This window comes from Streptomyces sp. NPDC032126 (genome assembly GCF_055580085.1).
Genome location: NZ_JBVIMA010000006.1, coordinates 538,536 through 558,276, shown reverse-complemented (window position 1 = coordinate 558,276; position 19,741 = coordinate 538,536). Strand labels below are relative to the sequence as shown.

Here is a 19,741-nt window from a genome sequence, read left to right as displayed (position 1 = left end):
CGCTGACGCTGTCGCCGTCTTCCTCGGCGTGAGCGTAGGGGCGGGGTGCGAAGGTTGCCCAGGGTCCCCGGGCCCAAATCCGGGCCCAGAGCGGGGTGTGGTGTGCGCTCATGACACCCCCAGCCATGTCGCCGTCGCCTGTGTCCTGCTGGTGCTGTGGAGCTTGGCGAAGATGCGGTTGATGTGGTTCTTGACCGTCTTCTCGCTGATGAAGCAGGCGGCGGCGATCTGCTGGTTGTTCATCCCGGATGCGATGAGGTCCATGATCTCCGCCTCCCTCCGACTGAGCCGGGACCTCGACTGTGCCATAGTTGATTGCAATTGTGAAGATGCGGAGAGAGTGAATCCCCCTGATATTGCTGGGGGTTCGGATCTCTGATATGCATTCGCATCGGTCGTCGCCGTGGCTCGGAGATGGTCCAGCAGCGCCCCCGCCGCCGTCGGCGTCATATGGGCCCGCCCCCGGCCCACCCCCCGTACCGCCGCCACCAACTGCTCCACCGTGAACTCGCCGTGCACCAGATAGCCGCCGGCCCCCCTGCGCAGCGCCTCCCGGACGATCTCTGACTCGCCGCTGTACGTCAGCATCATCACCGGCGCGATCGCCACGAGGTGCGGAAGGGCCGTCAGGCCGTCCATGCCCGGCATCCGCACGTCCAGCAGGATCACGTCCGGCCGGTGCGCCCGCGCCGCGTCGCACGCCTCCTGCCCGTCCGCCGCCTCCGCCACGACCTCGATGTCCTCGCGGCCCGACAGCACCGCCGTCAGCCCGGCCCGGACCACCGGATTGTCGTCCGCCACCATCACCCGCAGCACCCGCGTGTCGCTCACTCGCCGGCCCCCGATCCCCGTGCCCGCAACGGGAGTTCGACGTGGACCTCGGTCCCCCGGGCCTGTCTCCCCGGCCCGATCTCGATGCTCGCGCCCACGGTCGCCGCCCGTTCCACCATGCCCAGGAGTCCGAAGTGGCCGGAGCGGCGCAGTCCGTCGAGCGTGGTGTCCCGGGGCAGGCCCCGGCCGTCGTCGTGGACGCTCACGTGCAGTGCGTCGCCCCGGACGCCCGCGCTCACGTCCACCTGGGTCGCCGAGGCGTGGCGGTGGGCGTTCTCCATGGCCTCCGCCGTGATGGTGAGGAGGTGCCGGGCGACGGCGGGCGGAAGCGCCACGGACGGCCGGTCACCGGTGGGGTGGTAGGCGGTGCGCAGACCGGTGCGCCGGGCGAAGTCCCGTGCCTCGGTGGCGAGTTCGGACAGCACGTCGGTGGCGTCCGGCGCGGACCCGCCCCGCAGGTCGGTCAGCAGTTCGCGGGATTCCGCCGCCGCGCGGCGGGCCGCGCGGGCCACCAGTTCCGCCTGCTGGCGCAGTCGGGCCGGGTTCGCGTCCGGGGTGGCCGCCGTCTGGGACAGGGCCTCCGCGGCCAGGGCCACGCCGTGCAGGGTCTTGGCGACCGAGTCGTGCATCTCCCGGGCCAGTCGGTCCCGTTCCGCCTGTGCCGCCTCGGCCGCGGCCAGGCGCGCCCGGGTCGCCGTCAGGGCTTCCGTGGCCTCGCCGAAGCGGAGCATCAGGCCGCGCAGGGCCGAGCCGAGCGCGCCGGTGATGACGCAGAAGCCGGGCAGCAGCAGCCGTTCGGCCACGCCGCCTTCCGTCCGGGTGGTCGCGTACGCCAGCAGCAGGATCAGCGACTGGAGCGAGGCGAAGCAGGCGGCGCCGCGCCAGCCGTAGACGATGCCGGCGAGGAGCGGGGTGCAGACGCTGACGTAGGCGAGGGTGGTGTCGGGGCCGGCGGAGAACAGCAGCAGGGAGCAGAGCAGGGTGTCCAGGGCGAGGAGGGCGGGGTGGCGCAGGAGGAGCGGGCCGAAGCGCTCCCAGTCGCGGAAGAGGACGTAGGAGCTCATGAAGGTGACGACGACGGCCGCGCCGACGAGGCGGACGCCGAGGCCGGGTGAGGCGTTCAGCAGGGCCGCCGGGGCCGCCAGCGCGATCATCGCGAGGCGGAAGCCGAAGACCTGCCGGCTCATCGCCTGAAGGGCGTTGACCTGGAGCGTCAGCGGCGCCGGTGCCGGCACCGCGGCCGGTGTCCCTGAGCGCCGGAAGCGGACCATGTTCCCCTCCCCCTACTTCCCCGCGATCGTCCCGAAGTCGGTCCCGGACCCCAGCAGCAGTCCGGCCCCCAGCAGCAGCATCGTCGCCGGGACCATGAACGTGGTGATCACGAGCGTGGCCCGGGGCACCGCCCGCGCGGCCTTGCGGCGGGCGTTCTGCGCGTCGGTGCGGCGCATGTCCTTGGCGATCGCCACCAGCGTGTCGACGATCGGCGCGCCGAGCTCCTCGCCCTGCTGGAGGGCGGTGACGAACATGGCGACCTGTTCGGAGTCGTTGCGGCGGCGCAGTTCCGCGAAGGCCTGGCGGCGGCTCATGCCCAGGTCCATCTGGCGCAGGGTGATGCGGATCTCGTCCGCCCACGGGCCCTCGTAGTGGCTGGCCACGCGGTCCAGGGCCTGGCGGAAGCCGAGGCCGGCGCTGACCACCACGGCGAGGACGTCCAGGAAGTCCGGCAGGGTCCGCTCGATGACGTCCTTGCGGACGCGGATCGCCGACCAGATGCCGACCTCCGTCCACAGCGCGCCGAAGGCGACCATCAGCAGCGCCACGAGCCACTGGCCGCGCAGCGCGAACACCAGGCCGCCGACGGCGCCCAGGAAGCCGTAGACGGCGCGGCGGGCGGCGTAGCGGTCTATGGTCAGGCCGCCGGGGTTGCCCGCGAGGTCGATCCTGCGGCGGTACGTGGCGACCAGGCGGGGGCCCATCAGGCGCAGCACGGCGGGCGCGTACCGCATGCCGAGCCGGTCGACGAGGGAGTCGACCGCGCCGGTGCGCGTGGCGCCGACCTCCAGGGCGAGCGCGAGGTCGGGGGGGAGTTTGACGTCCGCGCGGTACATGCGGATGCCGGCGAAGACGCCCCAGACGCTGAGGCCCATGACGAAGGCGAGCAGAAGGCCCATCTCACACCTCAGACGTCGATGCGGGACATGCGGCGGATGAGGACGAAGCCAACGGCGTAGAGGCCGAAGGCGATGATCACGGCCGCCTGTCCGAGCGGGGAGCCGGTCATCCGGTCGAGGGCGCCGTCCTTCACGCCGTTCATGAGGAAGAGGGAGCCGACGCCGAGGACGGGGACGGCGTACGAGGTCATGTTGACCTGGGAGAGCTGGGTGCGGATCTCGCGCCGGGTCTCCTTGCGTTCCTCCAGGGTCTCCGTCAGGTTGCGCAGGGCGCCGACGACCTGGCCGCCCGCGCGGTTGGACAGCACCAGGGTGGTGACCAGGACGACGAGTTCGCGCGAGGGGAGCCGGTCGGCGAGTTCGCCGAGGGCGTCGTCCATGGAGTGGCCGATCGCCAACTGGTCGGCAACTTTGGCCAGTTCCTCGCCGGCCGGGGCCTCCAGCTCCTCCGCCGCCATGGCGATCGCGGTGCGCAGGGCGAGGCCGGCGTGGGTGGCGTTGGCCAGGATGCGGGCGAGTTCGGGGAGTTGGTTGATGAAGCGCTCGATGCGTTTCTGGCGTTGCCAGTTGAGGAACTGCCAGGCCGCCCAGATGCCGAGCAGCCCGGCGAGCGGCCCGAAGAAGGGCGCCAGGGTGGCCTGGCCGATCAGCCACAGGCCGGCGACCCCGGTCAGCATGTACGCGAAGAACTCGCCCGGGGTGACGTCCAGGCCGGTCGCCGCGAGCTTGCGTTCCAGGGTGCGGCCGAGCCGGGTGCGGCGCAGCCGGCGGTCCAGGTCGCGGAAGCGGCGCCGGCGGCCCGCGGGCCGGAGCTGTCCCTCGTGGGTCAGCCGGTCCACGAGGGCGGAGCGCTGGGCGCGGCCGAGGGCGTAGCTGTGGATGCCCGCGACCGCGAGGACGAGGGCGAGCAGGGTGACGCCGGTCGTGAGGGTGATCAGGTTCAGGTCCATGGTCGCCTACCGGGCTTCTCGGGTCGCGAGTTCGTCTGCCGTGCGGGCCACGCCGAAGGCCTGCGGGATGGGCTGGCTCGCCATGTAGAGGCGGTCGGCGGTGCGGCGCGGGAGGGGGAAGTAGCGGAAGGTGCCGTGGATCCGGCCGTCGGACGTCATCGGCCGGGCCTCGAAGCGGGCGATGGTCGCGAGCCGGTAGGGCTCTCCGCCGTGGCTGTCGAGCAGGGCGATCTCGGTGATCCGGCGGGCGCCGTCCGCGAAGCGGGTGAGCTGGATGATCACGTCGACCGCGCTGTTGATCTGGTCGTGCAGGGCGACGAACGGGATCTCCACGTCGGACATGGAGGCGAGGGTCTGCAGCCGGGTGAGCGCGTCCTCCGCGCTGTTGGCGTGGACGGTCGCCAGTGAGCCGTCGTGGCCGGTCGACATGGCCTGGAGCATGTCGAGGGACTCGCCGCCGCGGACCTCGCCGACGACGATCCGGTCGGGGCGCATGCGCAGGGAGTTGCGGACCAGGTCGCGGATGGAGATGTGGCCCTTGCCCTCGACGTTCGGCGGGCGGGACTCCAGGCGGACCACGTGCTGCTGCTGGAGTTGGAGTTCCGCGGAGTCCTCGATGGTGATGATGCGTTCGCCCTCGGGGATGAGTCCGGACAGGGCGTTGAGGAGGGTGGTCTTGCCGGTGCCGGTGGCGCCGGAGACGATCACGTTGAACTTCGCCTGCACCAGGCCCGCGAGCAGGAACAGCATGTGCTCGTCGAGGGAGCCGAAGCCGACCAGTTCGTGCAGGGTGAAGGAGCGTGGGAAGCGGCGGATGGTGAGGATCGGGCCGGTCAGGGAGAGCGGCGGGATGATGACGTTGACGCGCTCGCCGGAAGGCAGCCGGGCGTCGACCATCGGGTTGGACTCGTCGACGCGGCGGTTGACGGTGGAGACGATCCGTTCGATGGTCTGCATCAGCTGGTCGTGGGAGGCGAAGCGCAGGGCGAGCTGTTCGACGCGGCCGGCCCGTTCGACGAAGATCGCGTCGGGGCCGTTGACCATGATCTCGGTGATGGAGGCGTCTTCGAGGAGCGGTTCGAGGATGCCCAGGCCGAGGGCCTCGTCGACGACGCGGCGGATCAGCTGGGAGCGTTCGACGGTCGACAGGACGGGGCCCTCGCGGCTGATGATGTGCCCGAGGACGCGTTCCAGCCGGGCCCGGCGTTCGGCCGCCGCGAGGGAGCTCATCTCCGCGAGGTCGATCTCCTGCAGGAGTTTGGCGCGGTAGGTGGCCACGAGGTGGCCGTCCTCGCCGCGGCCGGACGCCTGGTCGGGGGAGGTGATGCGGGACCGCAGACTCATCGTCTCGCGCCTTCCTTCAGTGGTCGACCGGCATGGTGGCGGTCCGGTGGGCGTCGCCGAAGTCCCAGCCGGGGACGACGGAGGGGATGTGCACGGAGGATGTGACGCTGACGTCGTCGCCGAGATCGGTGCTGGAACAGCTGGCGGTCAGGAAGTCGCTGACCGCGTTCTGGCAGTCGGCCTGGTAGTCCCGGTCGAGCGCCGCGCCCCGGGCTCCGGCGCGCGCCGCGGTGCCGGCCTGCTGGGCGGCGTAGGCGACGAGGCCGAGCTGGACGGCGGCGAGCGCGACCAGCACCAGGATCGGGACGAACCCCAGGTATTCGAGGGCGACTTGACCACGGTCACGGACGCGGACACGGGCGCGGGAGCGGGCCGCTGGGTACGCCATCTCAGTCGTCCTCCTCCTCTACGGCGCCGGCGTGGCCGTGCACCGTGAACGGGAAGTCGATCGCGCCCGGGAAGAGGACGGGAACGTGGAGGGAGACGTCGGCGGTGACATAGCCGCCCGCAGTGGTGCAGCCCACCTCGGCGCTTCCCTTCCACGCGTCCGACAGCTTGTCCAGGCCCGCCTGTTCGCAGGCGCTCTGGCGCTCCCCCGGGGCGGCGGCCGTGCCGGCCCGCACCGCCTCGTCGGCAGCATTCCCCGCGAGGGAGAACGTGTATCCCACGAGGACGAACTGCCACACCAGCACCAGCGTGACGATGATCAGCGGGGTCATGCCGAGGAACTCGACGGTGACCTGACCCCGGTCGTCCCTGCGTCCGCTCATGTCACTCCCTCCGCCGCCGGAAGCTCACCGCGCCCCGGTCGCGCGAGCCTCTGCGCGCCACGGTGCCCTCGGGCACCTTGAGCAGGCCCAGTTCGCCCGCGAGCGCCCACAGCGCCTGCCGTACCGTGCCCTTGCCGTCGAGGGCGTGGATGCGGCCCGCGTCGACGGCGGCCGCGAGTTCCTTGAAGTTGGCGGGGACGGTGGTCCCGGCGATGCCGGTGCCGGTGATCTTCTGGATGAGGGCGGGCTGGATCTCGGTCGTGCGGCTCGCGCGGTTGACCACGACGGTGGTCTCCTCGGCCTTGCGGATCTGCAGCCGGTCCCACATCCGGACGGTGCGTTTGGCGCCGCGTACGGCCACCACGTCCGGGGTGGTGACCAGCAGGGCGGTGTCGGCCATCTCCACGGCGGCCGCGCCGGCGCCGCCGAGCTGGGCGCCGCAGTCGATGACGACGACCTCGTAGCGGGAGCGCAGGGCGCTGACGATCTGGCGGGCGGCGCGGTCGGTGACCTCCTCGCCGCGTTCGCCCTCGCCGGGGGCGAGCAGCAGCGCGACCCCGCTGTCGTGGCGGAAGACGGCCTCGTCGAGGACGCGGGGCGTGATGTCGGTGATGGCGGCGAGGTCGACGACCGAGCGGCGGAACTGGACGTCGAAGTAGGAGGCGATGTCGCCGGTCTGGAGGTCCATGTCGACGAGGGCGGTGGAGCGGCCCGACGCCTGGGCGGCGAGGGCGAGCTGGACGGCGGTGAGGGTGGTGCCGACGCCGCCCTTGGCCCCGCAGACGGTGACGACGGTGCCGCCGACGCCGGTGAACACGTCGGCGCCGTGGCCGAGATGGCGCCGTACACCGACCGACCACTGGGCGACCGCCTGGACGCGGCTGGCGAGTTCCTCGTAGCTGAGCGGCTGGGTGACCAGGCCGCGGGCGCCGGAGTCCATGGCGGCGGCGAAGAGGACGGGGCTCGCGTCGGTGGTGACGAGGATGACGCCGACGGACGGGAAGCGCAGGGCGACCTCGCGGACGAGTTCCAGCGCCGGGACGGGCCCGATGCGTTCGTGGACGACGACGACCTCGGGCAGTTCGTCCACGGATTCGGCGGCCAGCCGGCCGAGGGTGTCGACGAGCTGGGTCGAGTCGGTGACGGGGGTGACGGGTTCGGCGTCGGGGAGCTGGCTGAGCAGGGTGGTGAGGGAGCGGACCGCGTCCGCGTCGCCGACGGCCGGGAGGATCCTCGTGGGCATGGGCGGCCGCCTCTCACTTGTCCTTGGCGAGCTGGTACGTGCGGTCCTGCTCCGGGACCGTGGTGTCGGTGCCCGGCGCCACCAGGGCGAGGCGGACCCGCTTGGCGAACGACTCGGCGTAGGTGATGCGCTGGGCGTCGAGGGTGGACAGCGCGAAGGTGATGGGGACGGCGTCGGTGGTGGCGCGGCCGCGTTCGTCGGCGTCGGGCTTGAGGGCGGTCAGCTCGCCGACGTCGAGGACCCGGGCGTTCGTCACGATGATCTTGGAGACGTCGGGGTCGGTGTCGCGGGCGCCCTCGAAGGTGGCGTAGACATTGACGGTCGAGCCCGGGGTGATCTTTCCGGCGACGCCGGTGGCCGCGTCGATCATGATGGCGACCTCCTGCTGGCCGGGCTGGAGGGCGGGCTGGTCGACGATCATGTCGCGCTGGAGCAGGGAGCCCTCGCGCAGGGTGGTCACGGCGATCTTGCCGCGGATCTCCGCCAGATTCCGGACCGCGTTCTTCGACAGCCATCGCTTGGGCATGTCTATTTTCTCGAACTGTCCGGCGCTCAGGGCGGTGTAGGGCTTCACGTCGGACCTCAGCCGGTACGCGGTGACCTCGGGGCCCACCTTGGACTGCACGTCGCTGATGACGGAGAGCACGCCGGCGAAGGCGCCGAGGGCACCCAGGACCGACAGGAGCAGGAGGATCACGCCGCGGCGCTGACGGGAGTTCATGAAACCGTGCAACCTCGTTGGGGGTCGGGGAACAGCGGTGCTCTTCTGGTGGGCCGGGGACGGTCGGGCGGTGCTGGGGTCGGTCAGCCGCCCGCGGTGAGGGCGCGGACGGGGCGTGCGGTGATCTCGGCGGCGGGCGGCGGGGTGGCGCGGCAGAAGACGCAGCGGTCGCCGATCACGTCGATGCCGCACCAGTGGCAGACGGTCTGCCGTACGGACGTGACCAGTTGGTAGAGGACGGACAGGTCGGGCAGGTAGGCGCAGAACTCGACGAGCTTGGGCGTGCCCCACCAGGCGGCGGACTCGGCCGGAGCCTCGATCTCCCGCAGGCCCTGGGCGCGCCAGGACGGGGCGAGGGTGCCGGTGACCCAGTCGGCGGGCAGCTGGCCCTTGGCGACCAGCAGCCAGGTGCCGAACTCCGGTCCGGGCAGGGGGACTCCGGGCGCGGCCCGCACCATCTGCGGCTGGGGGTGGGCGAGGACGGCGAACTGGCTGCCGGGGACCCAGGAGCGGGCGTGCGAGGTGAGGTTCACGGGGACGCGGTCGAGGCGGGCGACGGAGCCGAGGAGCGCACCGGCGTGGATGTAGTGGGTGAGCAGCCGGCCGGCGGAGGCGAGCACGCCGGGGCTGAGGTCGCAGGAGGCGAGCTGGCGCAGCTGGCGGGCGAGCACGGCGAGGCCGAGGGGCGGCAGATCGGGCCGGAAGAGCGCGATCCGGTCGCTCTCCAGGAGGGAACGGACGGTGTGCAGCCGCTGTTCGACGGCTTTCGGCACGGCCGCGGAGTACACGACGACGACATGTCCGTGCTGTTCGATCAGGGTCCGGACGGCTTCCACGGCCTGGTCGAGGGGCCGGCGGTCGAGGCCGTCGAGCACGGCGGCGGGCAGGGTGCGCTCGTCCTGCGGCGGCAGCGCCATGTCGGCGCCGGTCACGGCAATGGCTGTTGGCACGCGCAGCTCCCCGATTCCGCGTCCGGTCCACCGGCGTTACTCCGGTGCACCGGGGTGACTTCATTGCGTGACTACCTCAGCACTGTATCGACGCCCCTGTGGCCGGAGAACAACTTTCGGTGACTAGAGCGCAACTGCCTTCGCGGTTTCTTCGCGCAAGTCACGCCAAACCAGGGCATGTTGCACACAGGCCACCGATGCCGTCGCGCACCCTTGACAACAGAATTGGTCTGGACCAACGTGTTGTCATGTCCCCACACAAAAGATCGATCCGGCTCTGGTCGGGTGCGGTGACCGCCGCCCTCGCCCTCTCCCTGACGGGCGCGGCTCAGGCGTCCGCCGCGGACATCGACAACGCGAAGAACGCCGGCTTCGAGTCCGGCCTGGCCAACTGGACCTGCACGGCGGGCAGCGGTACGACGGTCTCCTCCCCGGCGCACTCCGGCGCGGCCGCGCTGAAGGCGACCCCGGCGGGCCAGGACAACGCCCGGTGCGCCCAGACGGTCGCGGTGAAGCCCAACGCGACGTACAAGCTGAGCGCCTGGGTCCAGGGCGGCTACACGTACCTGGGCGTGACGGGCACGGGCACCACGGACGTATCGACGTGGACCCCGGACTCGCCGTCCTGGAAGCAGCTGTCGACGACCTTCACCACGGGCGCCGCCACGACGTCGGTCACGGTGTACCTGCACGGCTGGTACGGCCAGCAGCCCTACTACGCCGACGACGTGTCCGTCTACGGCCCCGACGGCGGCGGAGGCGGCGACCCGGCCCCGACCGTCCCGGGCGCACCGGCCGGACTGACCGTGTCGGGGACGACGTCCTCGTCCGTGTCCCTGTCCTGGAACGCCGTGCCGGGCGCGACGGGCTACAACGTCTACCGGGCCGGCACCAAGGTCGCCTCGGTCACGGGCACCTCCGCGACGGTCACCGGTCTCGCGGCGTCCACGTCGTACTCGTTCCAGGTGACGGCGACGAACGCGGCGGGCGAGTCCCCGAAGTCGACGGCGGTGACGGCGACCACGACGTCCGGGACGGGCGGCGGGGGCGGGACCCTGCCCAAGCACGCGGTGACCGGCTACTGGCAGAACTTCAACAACGGCGCGACGGTCCAGACGATCGCGGCCGTCCCGTCCGCGTACGACATCATCGCGGTGGCCTTCGCCGACGCGACGACGACACCGGGCGCGGTGACCTTCAACCTGGACTCCGCGGGCCTGGGCGGCTACACGGTCGACCAGTTCAAGGCGGACATCAGGGCGAAGCAGGCGGCCGGCAAGAAGGTCATCGTGTCGGTCGGCGGCCAGAACGGCACGGTGTCGGTCAGCGACGCGACATCGGCGGCGAACTTCGCGAACTCGGTGTACGCGCTGATGCAGACATACGGCTTCGACGGCGTGGACATCGACCTGGAGAACGGCCTCAACGCCACCTACATGACACAGGCGCTGCGGTCGCTGTCGGCGAAGGCCGGCCCGTCCCTCGTCATCACCATGGCGCCCCAGACCATCGACATGCAGTCCACGTCGAACGCCTACTTCCAGACGGCGCTGAACATCAAGGACATCCTGACGGTCGTCAACATGCAGTACTACAACAGCGGTTCGATGCTGGGCTGCGACGGCAGGGTGTACTCACAGGGCTCGGTGGACTTCCTGACCGCCCTGGCCTGCATCCAGCTGGAGGGCGGTCTGTCCCCGTCCCAGGTGGGCCTCGGCCTGCCCGCCTCGACCAGGGGCGCGGGCAGCGGCTATGTCTCCCCGACGGTGGTCGACAACGCGCTCGACTGCCTCGCCAAGGGCACCAACTGCGGCACCTTCAAACCGTCGCGGACCTACCCCGACCTGCGCGGCGCGATGACCTGGTCGACGAACTGGGACGCGGCGGCGGGCAACGCCTGGTCGAACACGGTCGGCCCGCACGTCCACGCACTGCCGTAAGACACGACGTAAGACACCGCCCCACGCGACGCGGGCCCACTCCGGTGGACCCGCGTCGCACTGCGTGGTCCTCGACGTCCCTCAGCCCGCCGGACGGTAGTGGGCGAGCACCCACGCCAGTTGCGTGAACCACTCCGACAGCCGGGCCCGGGGCTTGGCGTCCACCACGCCCTCGTAGAACTGGCCGTCCAGATGGACCACGGCGACCATCAGGGACTTGCCGTTGGGGCTCGCCTTGTAGTGGACGCTGCGGATCTCCGGCCAGGGGAACTCCGCCTGTACGCCGTTCACGTCCAGCGTCACGCCCTCCGCGTCGACCACGATCGCGTTGCGGGTGTCCACGGCCACGAACTCGGGGCCCACCGGGGCCGGTTGGGGCACCTGCGGCGCGTAGGAAGGGGGCGGGGGCATCGGCGGCGGCGGTCCGAAGCCGGGCGGCGGTGGCTGTTCGGTCATCCCGTGATCCCTCTTCATCTGTCTTCAGCTGTCTTCGGCCGTCTTCGTCTCGTCCGAAGTCGTGTGAAACATTCTCCCCGCCCCACCGCATCAGTGAAGTGAGGACCTCTTCGACAGCCGGCGCACAACCAACAGGGGGAACGTATGAGGCAGGCCCGCGGGGACGAGTACGCGGAGTTCGCCGTGGCACGGGCCGGACATCTGTACCGGTCGGCCTGTCTGCTCACGGCGGGCGACACCCATCTCGCCGAGGACCTCGTGCAGGAGACGCTCGGACGGATCTACGTCCGCTGGCGTCGGGTCTCCCGGGTCGGCAACCCCGCCGGCTACGCGCAGACCGTCCTCACCCGGACCTTCCTCGCCCATCAACGGCGGCGCAGCAGCACGGAACGCACCACCGCCGTCCTCCCCGAGAGAGCCGCCCACGGGTCCGACACCCCGCTGCGGCTCACCCTTCTCGACGCCCTCGGACGGCTGCCCGCCAAGGACCGGGCCGTGGTCGTCCTGCGGTACTGGGAGGACCGCTCCATCCAGGAGACCGCCGACGCGATGAACACCAGCTCCGCGGCCGTGCGCACCCGGTGCGTCCGGGCCCTCGCCCGGCTGCGGGAGCTGCTCGGCGAGGACATCGGCGAGTACGCCCGCCCCTGACGCCTGCCTCATCCGCCCCCGCCCCCTTCAGCCTCTTCACTCACCCGACCTGAAACGGTGGTGCCTCATGTCCGAGGACCTGCACAACGACCCCTTCGAGGGCCGGCTCTCCGCCGCCCTGCACGAGACCGGCGGCGACTTCGACACCGACCGCCTGGCCCTCGCGTCCAGCGGCGCGGCCCGGGGCCGGCGCAAGCGGCTGCTGCGGCGGACCGCCGTCGTCGGCGGCGCGGCCGGAGTCGTCCTCGCCTGCGTGGGCGGGGTCGCGGTCCTGCGCCCCGCCGACGGCACGGCCGAGCCGCTCCAGTCGTCGGTGGCGGCCGCCCCGAAGACCACACGCGCCGCCACGGCGACCCATGTCACCGCCGACCAGATGATCAAGACCCTCGAACGGCTGCTGCCCAAGGGCGACGTCAGCCAGACGCGCGGGCAGGGCACCGAGCCGACCGGTGGCAGAAAGGGCGCGTCGCCGTACGCCTCCCTCGTCTACAACGACGGCAAGGGCGCCGCGGCGATCTCCGTCGACGTGAGCCGGGTCCAGCCCGGCGGCATCGACGCCCGGCAGGCGGCCCAGTGCCCCGACCGCGTGTACATCCCCTACGACAGCTGCAAGACCACGCGGCTCGGCGACGGCTCGGTGGTCAGGGTGCTCCAGGGATACGAGTATCCCGACCGCCGGGTGGACACCAAGCTGTGGACCGCCGAACTGGTCACCCCGACCGGACAGCATGTCAGCGTCGGCGAGTGGAACGCGGCCAAGGAGAAGGACGCGCCGATCAGCCGTCCCGAACCGCCGTTTTCGCCCGCCCAGTTGACGCAGCTGGCGGCGGCGAAGGAGTGGCGGGACATCGCGAACGCCCTTCCGAAGCCGCAGCCCGACCCGGAGCTGCCGGGCTCGGACCTGCACGCCCGAAGCACGCTGCTGGCCCTGCTGCCCAAGGGCCTGAAGGTGGTCGACAAGAGCTCCGATGACGGCGACTCCGCCTACGCCGTGGTCGACGACGGCAAGGGCAAGAGCCTGGTCCAGGTCAATGTGCAGCCCAACATGCTGGACGTGGCCGGTGAACTGTTCGGGTCCGGCTCCGAGACCCTCCCCGACGGCACCCGCGTGGCGGTCCGCCAGGGGCCGGGCGAGAAGGGCGGCAAGGGCGTGGTCATGTGGACGGTGGACACCCTGCGCAAGGACGGCAAGCGGGTGGTGATCAGCGCCTTCAACGCGGGCACCCAGAACACGGCGGCGACCCGTGAGACCCCCGCACTGACGATCGCCCAGCTGCGCCAGATCGCCCTGAACCCCCAGTGGTGGAAGTAGCAACAAACCCGCACACGGCGGCCGGTCTCCAGAAGCTCACCGCGCTTCCCGGAGACCGGCCAAGGCCGGTGCGACGGCTATCGCCGACCACAGCCGCCGCACCGGCACGTGCCGAGCTCGAACCACACGATCTTGCCCGGCCCATCCCGGTGACAGCCCCAGCGCCGGGCCAGCGCCGCCACCAGAAACATCCCCCGCCCGTTCTCCGCGCCTCCCGACTCCAGCACCCGGGGCCGGCGGAGACCGGCGTCGGCGACCTCGCAACGCAGCACACCGTGCGCGGCCGACAGCGTCAGCCGGAAGCGGCCGGCCGAGTGCAGCAGCGCGTTGGTCGCCAGCTCGCTGACGAGAAGTTCCGCGGTGTCCACCAGTTCGTCGTCCCGCTCCCCCAGCCCCCACCCTTCCAACTGCCGGCGGACCTCCGCGCGAGCCTCCCGGACGACGGCCGGGCGGGGGTCGTACTCGACACTCAGGTGCCCCGCGCGCATGGGCGGTTGGAGCGGGGCACCGTATCGAGGGTGGGGGTCCGGGAGGGGTCCCCCGGAGAGTTCCAGCATGGGTCGAGCATGTCCTCCCCGTCCGCGTCGGCGCACGGGGAGGACTACCCGTTTCCGTACCCGCCCCTACCCGGTCCGTACGACTACGCGTACTGCAACCGTACGGTCGTTCCCCCGCCGTCGGCCGCGCGCACGTCGACGTAGGCGCACACCTGGCGGGCGTACCACAGCCCCTGGCCGGGTGCGAGGTCGCCGGCGCGGGGCGGGACGAACCCGGCGAGCGGGTCGTCGACGCGCCGACCGAGGGAGAGTTCGCAGACGCAGTGCGGCCCCTCGCCCCACAGCAGGACATCGGTGACCGGACCGAGCGCGGCCGCCTCGGCCACGGCCGTCCCGAACAGCTCCGCGTCGGCCGCCGGCAGCCCGTACCGCTCGGCCCAGGCGCGCACGGACCCCGCGTCCGGCCGCGCCAGCCGCTCGGCACCGGCGGGGGGCGCCGGCAGCGGTACGGCGTCCAGTTCGGCGGAGAGGACGAGCGGGTCCTCGTAGACGCCGGTGCCGGGGTGGGCGCGGCGGGCCGCCTCGATGACGGCGGGGCCGGCGGTGCGGGTGTCGTAGACGCACAGCGCGGTGGTGGCCGTGGGGGCGAAGAGGAGGTTGGCGAGGGCCTCGTAGCGGATCCACTCGGCGCTCCCGCGCGGTGAGCGGCCCGCGCGGCCCTCCCACACGGGTTCCATGAGGAGGTGGGTCCGGCCGCCGGGGCCCGCGTGCGCGGCGAGATGACCGGCGGCCCGGGCCACGGCGTTGGCGGCGGAGCCGGTGTACCAGTCGGTGTGCGGGACGAACCCGACGGACCGGGCGTCGCCGCCGAGCGCGTCGCGCAGCACCTCCAGTTTGTCCGGCGCGGCGATGGCGACGGGCGGCGGTTCGTCGGGGGCGGCGAGCCCCTCGGCGAGGAAAGGGAGGGCGGCGGCGAGGAAGTCGTCGTCGCCGCTCACCACGCTCATCCGGTGGGTGAACCGGCCGGGGGCGTCGGTGGGCTGGGCGGTCGTCGCGGTCATGGGGTCCCTTCTGAACGGTTACCGGGGGCGCTGCTGCCCGGCCACCCAGGCCGCGATCTGGACGCGGTTGCTGAAGCCGAGCTTGCTGAGGATGCGTTCCACGTGGCCCTCGGCCGTGCGGCGGGCGATGACCAGGCGGTCGGCGATCTGCTGGTTGGCGAGGCCCTGGGCGACGAGTTCGGCGACCTGGGTCTCCCGGCGGGAGAGCGGGACCCGCGGGACACGCGGGACGCTTCGCGCGGCGGGCGGCGCGGCTTCCGCCCGCCGCTCGCTCAGCGCGTAGCGCACGGCGTCCGCCAGGGGCATTGCGCCGCCCTGTTCGTACGCGCGCCGCCAGGCGGGCCGGCCGAGGGCTCCGGCGGCGCGGGTCTCGCTCTCGCGGCGGGTGGCGTTCAGGGCGGCCGAGCCCCAGCGGTCGCGGTCGACGTCCGCCCAGACCCGGTCGGCCGCGCCGGTGAGGACGGCGGCGCGTTCGGGCGCGTCGCGTCCGGCGGCGATGCGGGCCAGCAGGTCGAGGGTGAGGCCGATGCCGACGACGTCGTGCACGGCGTGCTTGAGGCGCAGTGCCTCACGGGCGTGCCGGTCGGCGCGCGGCCAGTCCTCCTTCACGGTGTGGGCGAGGGCGACCATCCGCTCGACGTACGACAGCACCCAGCGTTCGCCGTGCTCGGCGCAGAGCAGGCGGGTCTCCTCGCACACCTCGATGGCCTGGTCGGCGTGGCCCAGGAAGCCGAGGGCGCAGGCGAGTTCGACGCGGTCGAGGCCGACGAGGCCGAGGTGCTGGCCGGGGACGCGGCCGCGGGCGGCGGCGGCCCGGAAGTGGTCGAGGGCGCCGGTGAGGTCGTCGGCGAAGAGGCGGGTGACGCCGACGACGTAGTCGGCGTGGGCCGCCTCGGCGGGGTCGCCGAGGCGGCGGGCGAGGTCGCGGGCCTCCTCGCCGCGGCGGCGGCCTCGGGTGAGGTCCTCGGGGCAGCCGGCGAGGAGGCCGGACACCCAGAGGGCGCGGGCGCGTTCGGGGGTGGGGTCGGGGTTGGCCGCCAGGGCGCGGTCGAGCCAGTAGCGGCCCTCGCGCGGGGCGCCGCAGGCGTGCCAGTGGAACCAGAGGGTGCCGGCGAGGCGCAGGGCGGCGTGTTCCTCGCCGGGGGTGCGGAGGCTGTGGTCGAGGGCGGCGCGAAGGTTGTCCCGGTCGGCGTGGAGGCGGGCGGCGATGGCGGGCTGGTCGGGCCCGAACCAGGCCTGTTCGCAGGCGTCGGCCCGCCGCTGCATCCAGTCGCGTTGCCGCAAGCGCGCGGCGGCCTCGGCGCCAGGGGTCGCCCTGAGCCGCTCCAGCCCGTACTGCCGGAGGGTGTCGAGCATCCGATACCGCACACCATCGGGCCCGGCCTCGCGACAGAGAACAGACTTGTCGACGAGCCCGGCGACGACTTCGAGCGCGTCGGGGGCGGTGGGGGTGGCGACGACTTCGAGGGCGTGGGGAGCGGTGGGGGCGGTGGCTTCGAGGGCGTCGGGGGCGGCCGGGACGGACACAGGAGCGGCGGGGACGGCGGTGGCTTCGAGGGCAGCGGGGGCGGCGGGGGCGGGCACGGGAGCGGCGGGGGCGGCGGTGGCTTCGAGGGCGGCGGGAGCGGCGGGGACGGCGGGGGCTTCGAGGGCGTCGGGGGCGGCCGGGACGGACACGGGAGCGGCGGGGGCGGCGGGGGCTTCGACATGTGGGGGCGTCAGGGGCCGGGCGGTCGGTCGGGGGGCGCAGACTGCCTCCGCCGCCTCCAGGTCGAAGCTCCCCGACAGCACCGAGAGTCTCGCCCACGCCAGTTGTTCCGCCCCGGTGCACAGGTCGTAGCTCCAGTCGACGGTGGCCCGCAGTGTCTGGTGGCGGGGCGGGACGGCGCGGCTGCCGGCGGTGAGGAGGCGGTAGCGGTCGTCGAGGCGTTCGAGGAGCTGTTCGAGGTCGAGGACGCGCAGGCGTACGGCGGCCAGTTCGATGGCGAGGGGCAGCCCGTCGAGGCGGCGGCACAGACGGGCGACCGCGGAACGGTTCGCGGCGGTGAGGCGGAAGCCGGGGACGACGGCGGCGGCGCGGTCGGCGAAGAGGGCGAGGGCCGGGTGGCCGTGGGCGGCGGACAGGTCGCCGTCCGGGTCGGGCACGGGCAACGGCCGTACGTCCATGAGGTGTTCCTCGGTGAGCCCGAGCCGGTGCCGGCTGGTGGCGAGGACGCGGACCCCGCCGGTGCCGCGCAGCAGGGCGGCGGCGAGCCGGGCGCACGCGGCGGCCAGGTGCTCGCAGTTGTCGACGACGAGGAGCAGCCGCCGGTCCCGGACCCGTTCCACCAGGGCGTCCAGGGCGGGCCGTTCGGAGTGGTCGTGCAGGCCGAGCGCGTCGGCGACGGCGAGCGGGACGAGGGCCGGGTCGTGCAGCCCGGACAGGTGCACGAACCGTACGCCGTCCGGGAAGGCCCGGGCGACCCGGGCCGCGATCCGCCCGGCGAGGCGTGTCTTGCCGACGCCGCCGGGACCGGTCAGCGTGACCAGCCTGGCCCGCGCCAGCAGCTCTCGGCCTTCGGCCAGTTCGGCCCGCCGGTCGACGAAGCTGGTCGTCTCCGCGGGCAGGCGGGTGTCCCGCGGTGGCGCTGATCCGCCCATGATCAGCTCAGTCCTTGGAGTGGGGTGGGGTGTTCACTTTCCCCCGCCTCGAACCGCGGCGCACGCACGGCTCACTCCCGTGAGTGCACTTTGCCGATTTCCATTGACTTCCGGCCAGCGACCGCGAAGGCGCTATTGACCTGACCATGTCAGCGCCGGACCATGAGCGACACCCGCACACAGCAAACGCACAGCGAGCAGCACACCTCGCGCGTTGTACGTCGCACGGAACAACCCCACCTCCCACAAGGAGATTTCATGCGACTTCGTGTCCGCGGCAGACGCTCTGCCGCTCTCGCCGCCCTGCTGGCCCTGGCCCTGGCGGCCCCCCTCTCGGCGACCGTGACCGACGCGGCCGCCGACGGCGCCCCGAAACCGACGGCCTCCGCCGACGACATCCGCCAGTACGAGATCCACGTCGACCACAACACCCCCGTCACCCGCACCGCGATCGCGGCGGCCGGAGTGAGCGTCGACGAGGCCGACGAGGAGACCGTGGTGGTCTCCGGGCGGGCCGACCAGATCAAGAAGCTGCGCGGACTCGGCTACGACGTCTCCCCCGTGGGCTCCGCGCCCAACCGCGTGGCCCCGGGTGAGACACGGCTGTACGACTTCCCGTCGGCCGACTCCAAGTACCACAACTACGCGGAGATGACGGCGGAGATCGACCAGCGGATCGCCGCCTACCCGAACATCATGAACAAGCGGGTGATCGGCAAGTCGTACCAGGGCCGGGACATCGTCGCCATCAAGGTCAGCGACAACGTGGCGACGGACGAGAACGAGCCGGAGGTTCTCCTCACCTTCCACCAGCACGCGCGCGAGCACCTGACGGTGGAGATGGCGCTGTACCTGCTGCGGGAGCTGGGCGCCGGGTACGGCAGCGACTCCCGCGTCACCAACATGGTGAACAACCGTGAGATCTGGATCGTGCCCGATCTCAACCCGGACGGCGGCGAGTACGACATCGCCACCGGCTCGTACCGGTCGTGGCGCAAGAACCGGCAGCCCAACCCCGGTTCCTCGTACGTCGGCACCGACCTCAACCGCAACTGGAACTACCGCTTCGGCTGCTGCGGCGGCTCGTCCGGGTCGACGTCCTCCGAGACCTACCGCGGAGCCTCCGCCGAGTCGGCGCCCGAGGTGAAGGTCGTCGCGGACTTCGCGCGCAGCCGGGTCGTCGGCGGTGTGCAGCAGATCAAGGCCGGCATCGACTTCCACACATACAGCGAGCTGGTGCTGTGGCCGTTCGGCTACACCTACTCCGACACGGCCACGGGCATGACGGCCGACGACAACGCCGCGTTCAAGGCGGTCGGGCAGAAGATGGCCGCGAGCAACGGCTACACCGCCGAGCAGTCCAGCGACCTGTACATCACCGACGGCACGATCGACGACTATCTCTGGGGTAGCCAGAAGATCTTCGACTTCACCTTCGAGATGTATCCGACGTCCAGTTCCGGCGGCGGGTTCTACCCGCCCGACGAGGTCATCGAGCGGGAGACGTCACGGAACCGGGACGCGGTACTGCAGTTGCTGGAGAACGCCGACTGCATGTACCGCTCGATCGGCAAGGCCGCCCAGTACTGCTCGTAGCGCCGGCGCCTACTCCTCGAAGTAGGCGTCCAGTACGGCGTCCAGCTGTTCGTCCCACTCCTTGAAGCGCGACCTGGCCGTCGCCTCGATCTCGATCGGGTACCAGCGGCGGTCAGGGGTGTGCACCGTGATCGTGAGGCGCTTGCCGAAGCGGGGGATCTCCGTCTCGACGGCGCCGATCTCGTCCCAGCGGAACTCGCACTCCTGGTCGTCGAGGCTGAGCCGGACGCCCTTGTGGTCCGCGACGATCCTCGCGCGGCGGTCGGACGCCTCGAAGACGGGGCCGTCGACGGGTCCGTCGGCCTCCTCCGAAGCCTCGTCCTGCGACGCCTCGGCCTCCTCCTCCGGCGTCCCGTCCGCGTCCGCGGACTCGGCAGGCTCGACGGACTCGGCGGACCCGGCCGGCTCGGCGGACTCGGCGGCGGCTTCTCCGTCCTCCGCACCGGTCGGCTTCGCGTCCTCCGGCTCCGCCGCCGTCGGCGTGGTGAGCCCGGGGATGAATGCCGGGTCGAATCCGGCGCCCTTGACGGGCTCGCCCTTCAGGGGCTGGCTGCTCGTACCTATGCGCTGCTCCACAGCGGGCAGTATGGTCGACGATCCTGTGCCGG

The 19,741-nt window shown here is 72.2% G+C and carries 19 protein-coding genes; 4 read left to right on the top strand and 15 right to left on the bottom strand.

Annotation, left to right across the window (positions count from 1 at the left end; translation table 11 throughout):
• Positions 1-108: 108 nt before the first annotated feature.
• The 10 genes from ACZ5NW_RS24900 to ACZ5NW_RS24855 all read right to left on the bottom strand — a co-directional run bounded on the left by ACZ5NW_RS24900 (position 109) and on the right by ACZ5NW_RS24855 (position 8,947).
• Positions 109-804 carry a response regulator gene (locus ACZ5NW_RS24900; protein WP_468746185.1) on the bottom strand — a complete coding sequence of 232 codons (696 nt, stop codon included), beginning with the start codon at positions 802-804 and terminating at the stop codon, positions 109-111.
• A 23-nt stretch (positions 805-827) separates the two neighbouring features.
• Positions 828-2,102, bottom strand: a complete 1,275-nt coding sequence (locus ACZ5NW_RS24895) for a sensor histidine kinase (RefSeq protein ID WP_468746088.1) — start codon at positions 2,100-2,102, stop codon at positions 828-830.
• Positions 2,103-2,114: 12 nt separating this feature from the next.
• A complete protein-coding gene (locus ACZ5NW_RS24890) occupies positions 2,115-3,002 on the bottom strand; it encodes a DUF5936 domain-containing protein (RefSeq protein WP_468746087.1) in 888 nt (295 codons plus the stop codon).
• 8 nt (positions 3,003-3,010) lie between these two features.
• Positions 3,011-3,952 carry a type II secretion system F family protein gene (locus ACZ5NW_RS24885; RefSeq protein WP_468746086.1) on the bottom strand — a complete coding sequence of 314 codons (942 nt, stop codon included), beginning with the start codon at positions 3,950-3,952 and terminating at the stop codon, positions 3,011-3,013.
• Between the two features lie 6 nt (positions 3,953-3,958).
• The gene (locus ACZ5NW_RS24880; protein ID WP_468746085.1) at positions 3,959-5,296 is read right to left on the bottom strand and encodes a CpaF family protein; all 1,338 of its coding nucleotides are present in this window, start codon (positions 5,294-5,296) and stop codon (positions 3,959-3,961) included.
• A 16-nt stretch (positions 5,297-5,312) separates the two neighbouring features.
• A complete protein-coding gene (locus ACZ5NW_RS24875; protein WP_468746084.1) occupies positions 5,313-5,684 on the bottom strand; it encodes a TadE/TadG family type IV pilus assembly protein in 372 nt (123 codons plus the stop codon).
• A 1-nt stretch (position 5,685) separates the two neighbouring features.
• Positions 5,686-6,066 carry a TadE/TadG family type IV pilus assembly protein gene (locus ACZ5NW_RS24870; RefSeq protein WP_468746083.1) on the bottom strand — a complete coding sequence of 127 codons (381 nt, stop codon included), beginning with the start codon at positions 6,064-6,066 and terminating at the stop codon, positions 5,686-5,688.
• Position 6,067: 1 nt separating this feature from the next.
• Positions 6,068-7,309 (bottom strand): AAA family ATPase, encoded by a 1,242-nt coding sequence (locus ACZ5NW_RS24865; RefSeq protein WP_468746082.1) that lies wholly within the window; start codon positions 7,307-7,309, stop codon positions 6,068-6,070.
• 13 nt (positions 7,310-7,322) lie between these two features.
• Positions 7,323-8,030 (bottom strand): Flp pilus assembly protein CpaB, encoded by a 708-nt coding sequence (gene cpaB / locus ACZ5NW_RS24860; protein WP_468746081.1) that lies wholly within the window; start codon positions 8,028-8,030, stop codon positions 7,323-7,325.
• 83 nt (positions 8,031-8,113) lie between these two features.
• Entirely contained in the window at positions 8,114-8,947 is an 834-nt protein-coding gene (locus tag ACZ5NW_RS24855) for a hypothetical protein (RefSeq protein WP_468746184.1), read from the bottom strand.
• 281 nt (positions 8,948-9,228) lie between these two features.
• On the opposite strand from ACZ5NW_RS24855, the gene ACZ5NW_RS24850 reads away from it, so the two are divergent.
• Positions 9,229-10,920 (top strand): chitinase, encoded by a 1,692-nt coding sequence (locus ACZ5NW_RS24850; protein WP_468746080.1) that lies wholly within the window; start codon positions 9,229-9,231, stop codon positions 10,918-10,920.
• A gap of 81 nt (positions 10,921-11,001) precedes the next feature.
• Here ACZ5NW_RS24850 and ACZ5NW_RS24845 read toward each other — a convergent pair whose 3' ends face one another.
• Positions 11,002-11,376 (bottom strand): hypothetical protein, encoded by a 375-nt coding sequence (locus ACZ5NW_RS24845; RefSeq protein WP_468746079.1) that lies wholly within the window; start codon positions 11,374-11,376, stop codon positions 11,002-11,004.
• A 144-nt stretch (positions 11,377-11,520) separates the two neighbouring features.
• On the opposite strand from ACZ5NW_RS24845, the gene ACZ5NW_RS24840 reads away from it, so the two are divergent.
• Together ACZ5NW_RS24840 and ACZ5NW_RS24835 are read left to right on the top strand one after the other, a co-directional pair.
• Positions 11,521-12,027, top strand: coding sequence for a SigE family RNA polymerase sigma factor (locus tag ACZ5NW_RS24840; protein ID WP_468746078.1), 507 nt, complete (start codon positions 11,521-11,523; stop codon positions 12,025-12,027).
• 67 nt (positions 12,028-12,094) lie between these two features.
• Positions 12,095-13,339, top strand: coding sequence for a hypothetical protein (locus ACZ5NW_RS24835; protein WP_468746077.1), 1,245 nt, complete (start codon positions 12,095-12,097; stop codon positions 13,337-13,339).
• 77 nt (positions 13,340-13,416) lie between these two features.
• Here ACZ5NW_RS24835 and ACZ5NW_RS24830 read toward each other — a convergent pair whose 3' ends face one another.
• From ACZ5NW_RS24830 to ACZ5NW_RS24820, 3 genes are all read right to left on the bottom strand, one after another.
• On the bottom strand, positions 13,417-13,827 hold the full coding sequence (locus ACZ5NW_RS24830) for an ATP-binding protein (protein ID WP_468746076.1): 411 nt from the start codon (positions 13,825-13,827) through the stop codon (positions 13,417-13,419).
• A 152-nt stretch (positions 13,828-13,979) separates the two neighbouring features.
• Positions 13,980-14,897, bottom strand: coding sequence for an anti-sigma factor RsbA family regulatory protein (locus ACZ5NW_RS24825; protein ID WP_468746075.1), 918 nt, complete (start codon positions 14,895-14,897; stop codon positions 13,980-13,982).
• Positions 14,898-14,915: 18 nt separating this feature from the next.
• Entirely contained in the window at positions 14,916-17,537 is a 2,622-nt protein-coding gene (locus ACZ5NW_RS24820; RefSeq protein ID WP_468746074.1) for an ATP-binding protein, read from the bottom strand.
• A 258-nt stretch (positions 17,538-17,795) separates the two neighbouring features.
• On the opposite strand from ACZ5NW_RS24820, the gene ACZ5NW_RS24815 reads away from it, so the two are divergent.
• Positions 17,796-19,133, top strand: coding sequence for a M14 family metallopeptidase (locus ACZ5NW_RS24815; protein ID WP_468746073.1), 1,338 nt, complete (start codon positions 17,796-17,798; stop codon positions 19,131-19,133).
• A gap of 9 nt (positions 19,134-19,142) precedes the next feature.
• Here ACZ5NW_RS24815 and ACZ5NW_RS24810 read toward each other — a convergent pair whose 3' ends face one another.
• Positions 19,143-19,709, bottom strand: coding sequence for a hypothetical protein (locus ACZ5NW_RS24810; RefSeq protein ID WP_468746072.1), 567 nt, complete (start codon positions 19,707-19,709; stop codon positions 19,143-19,145).
• Positions 19,710-19,741 lie beyond the last annotated feature (32 nt).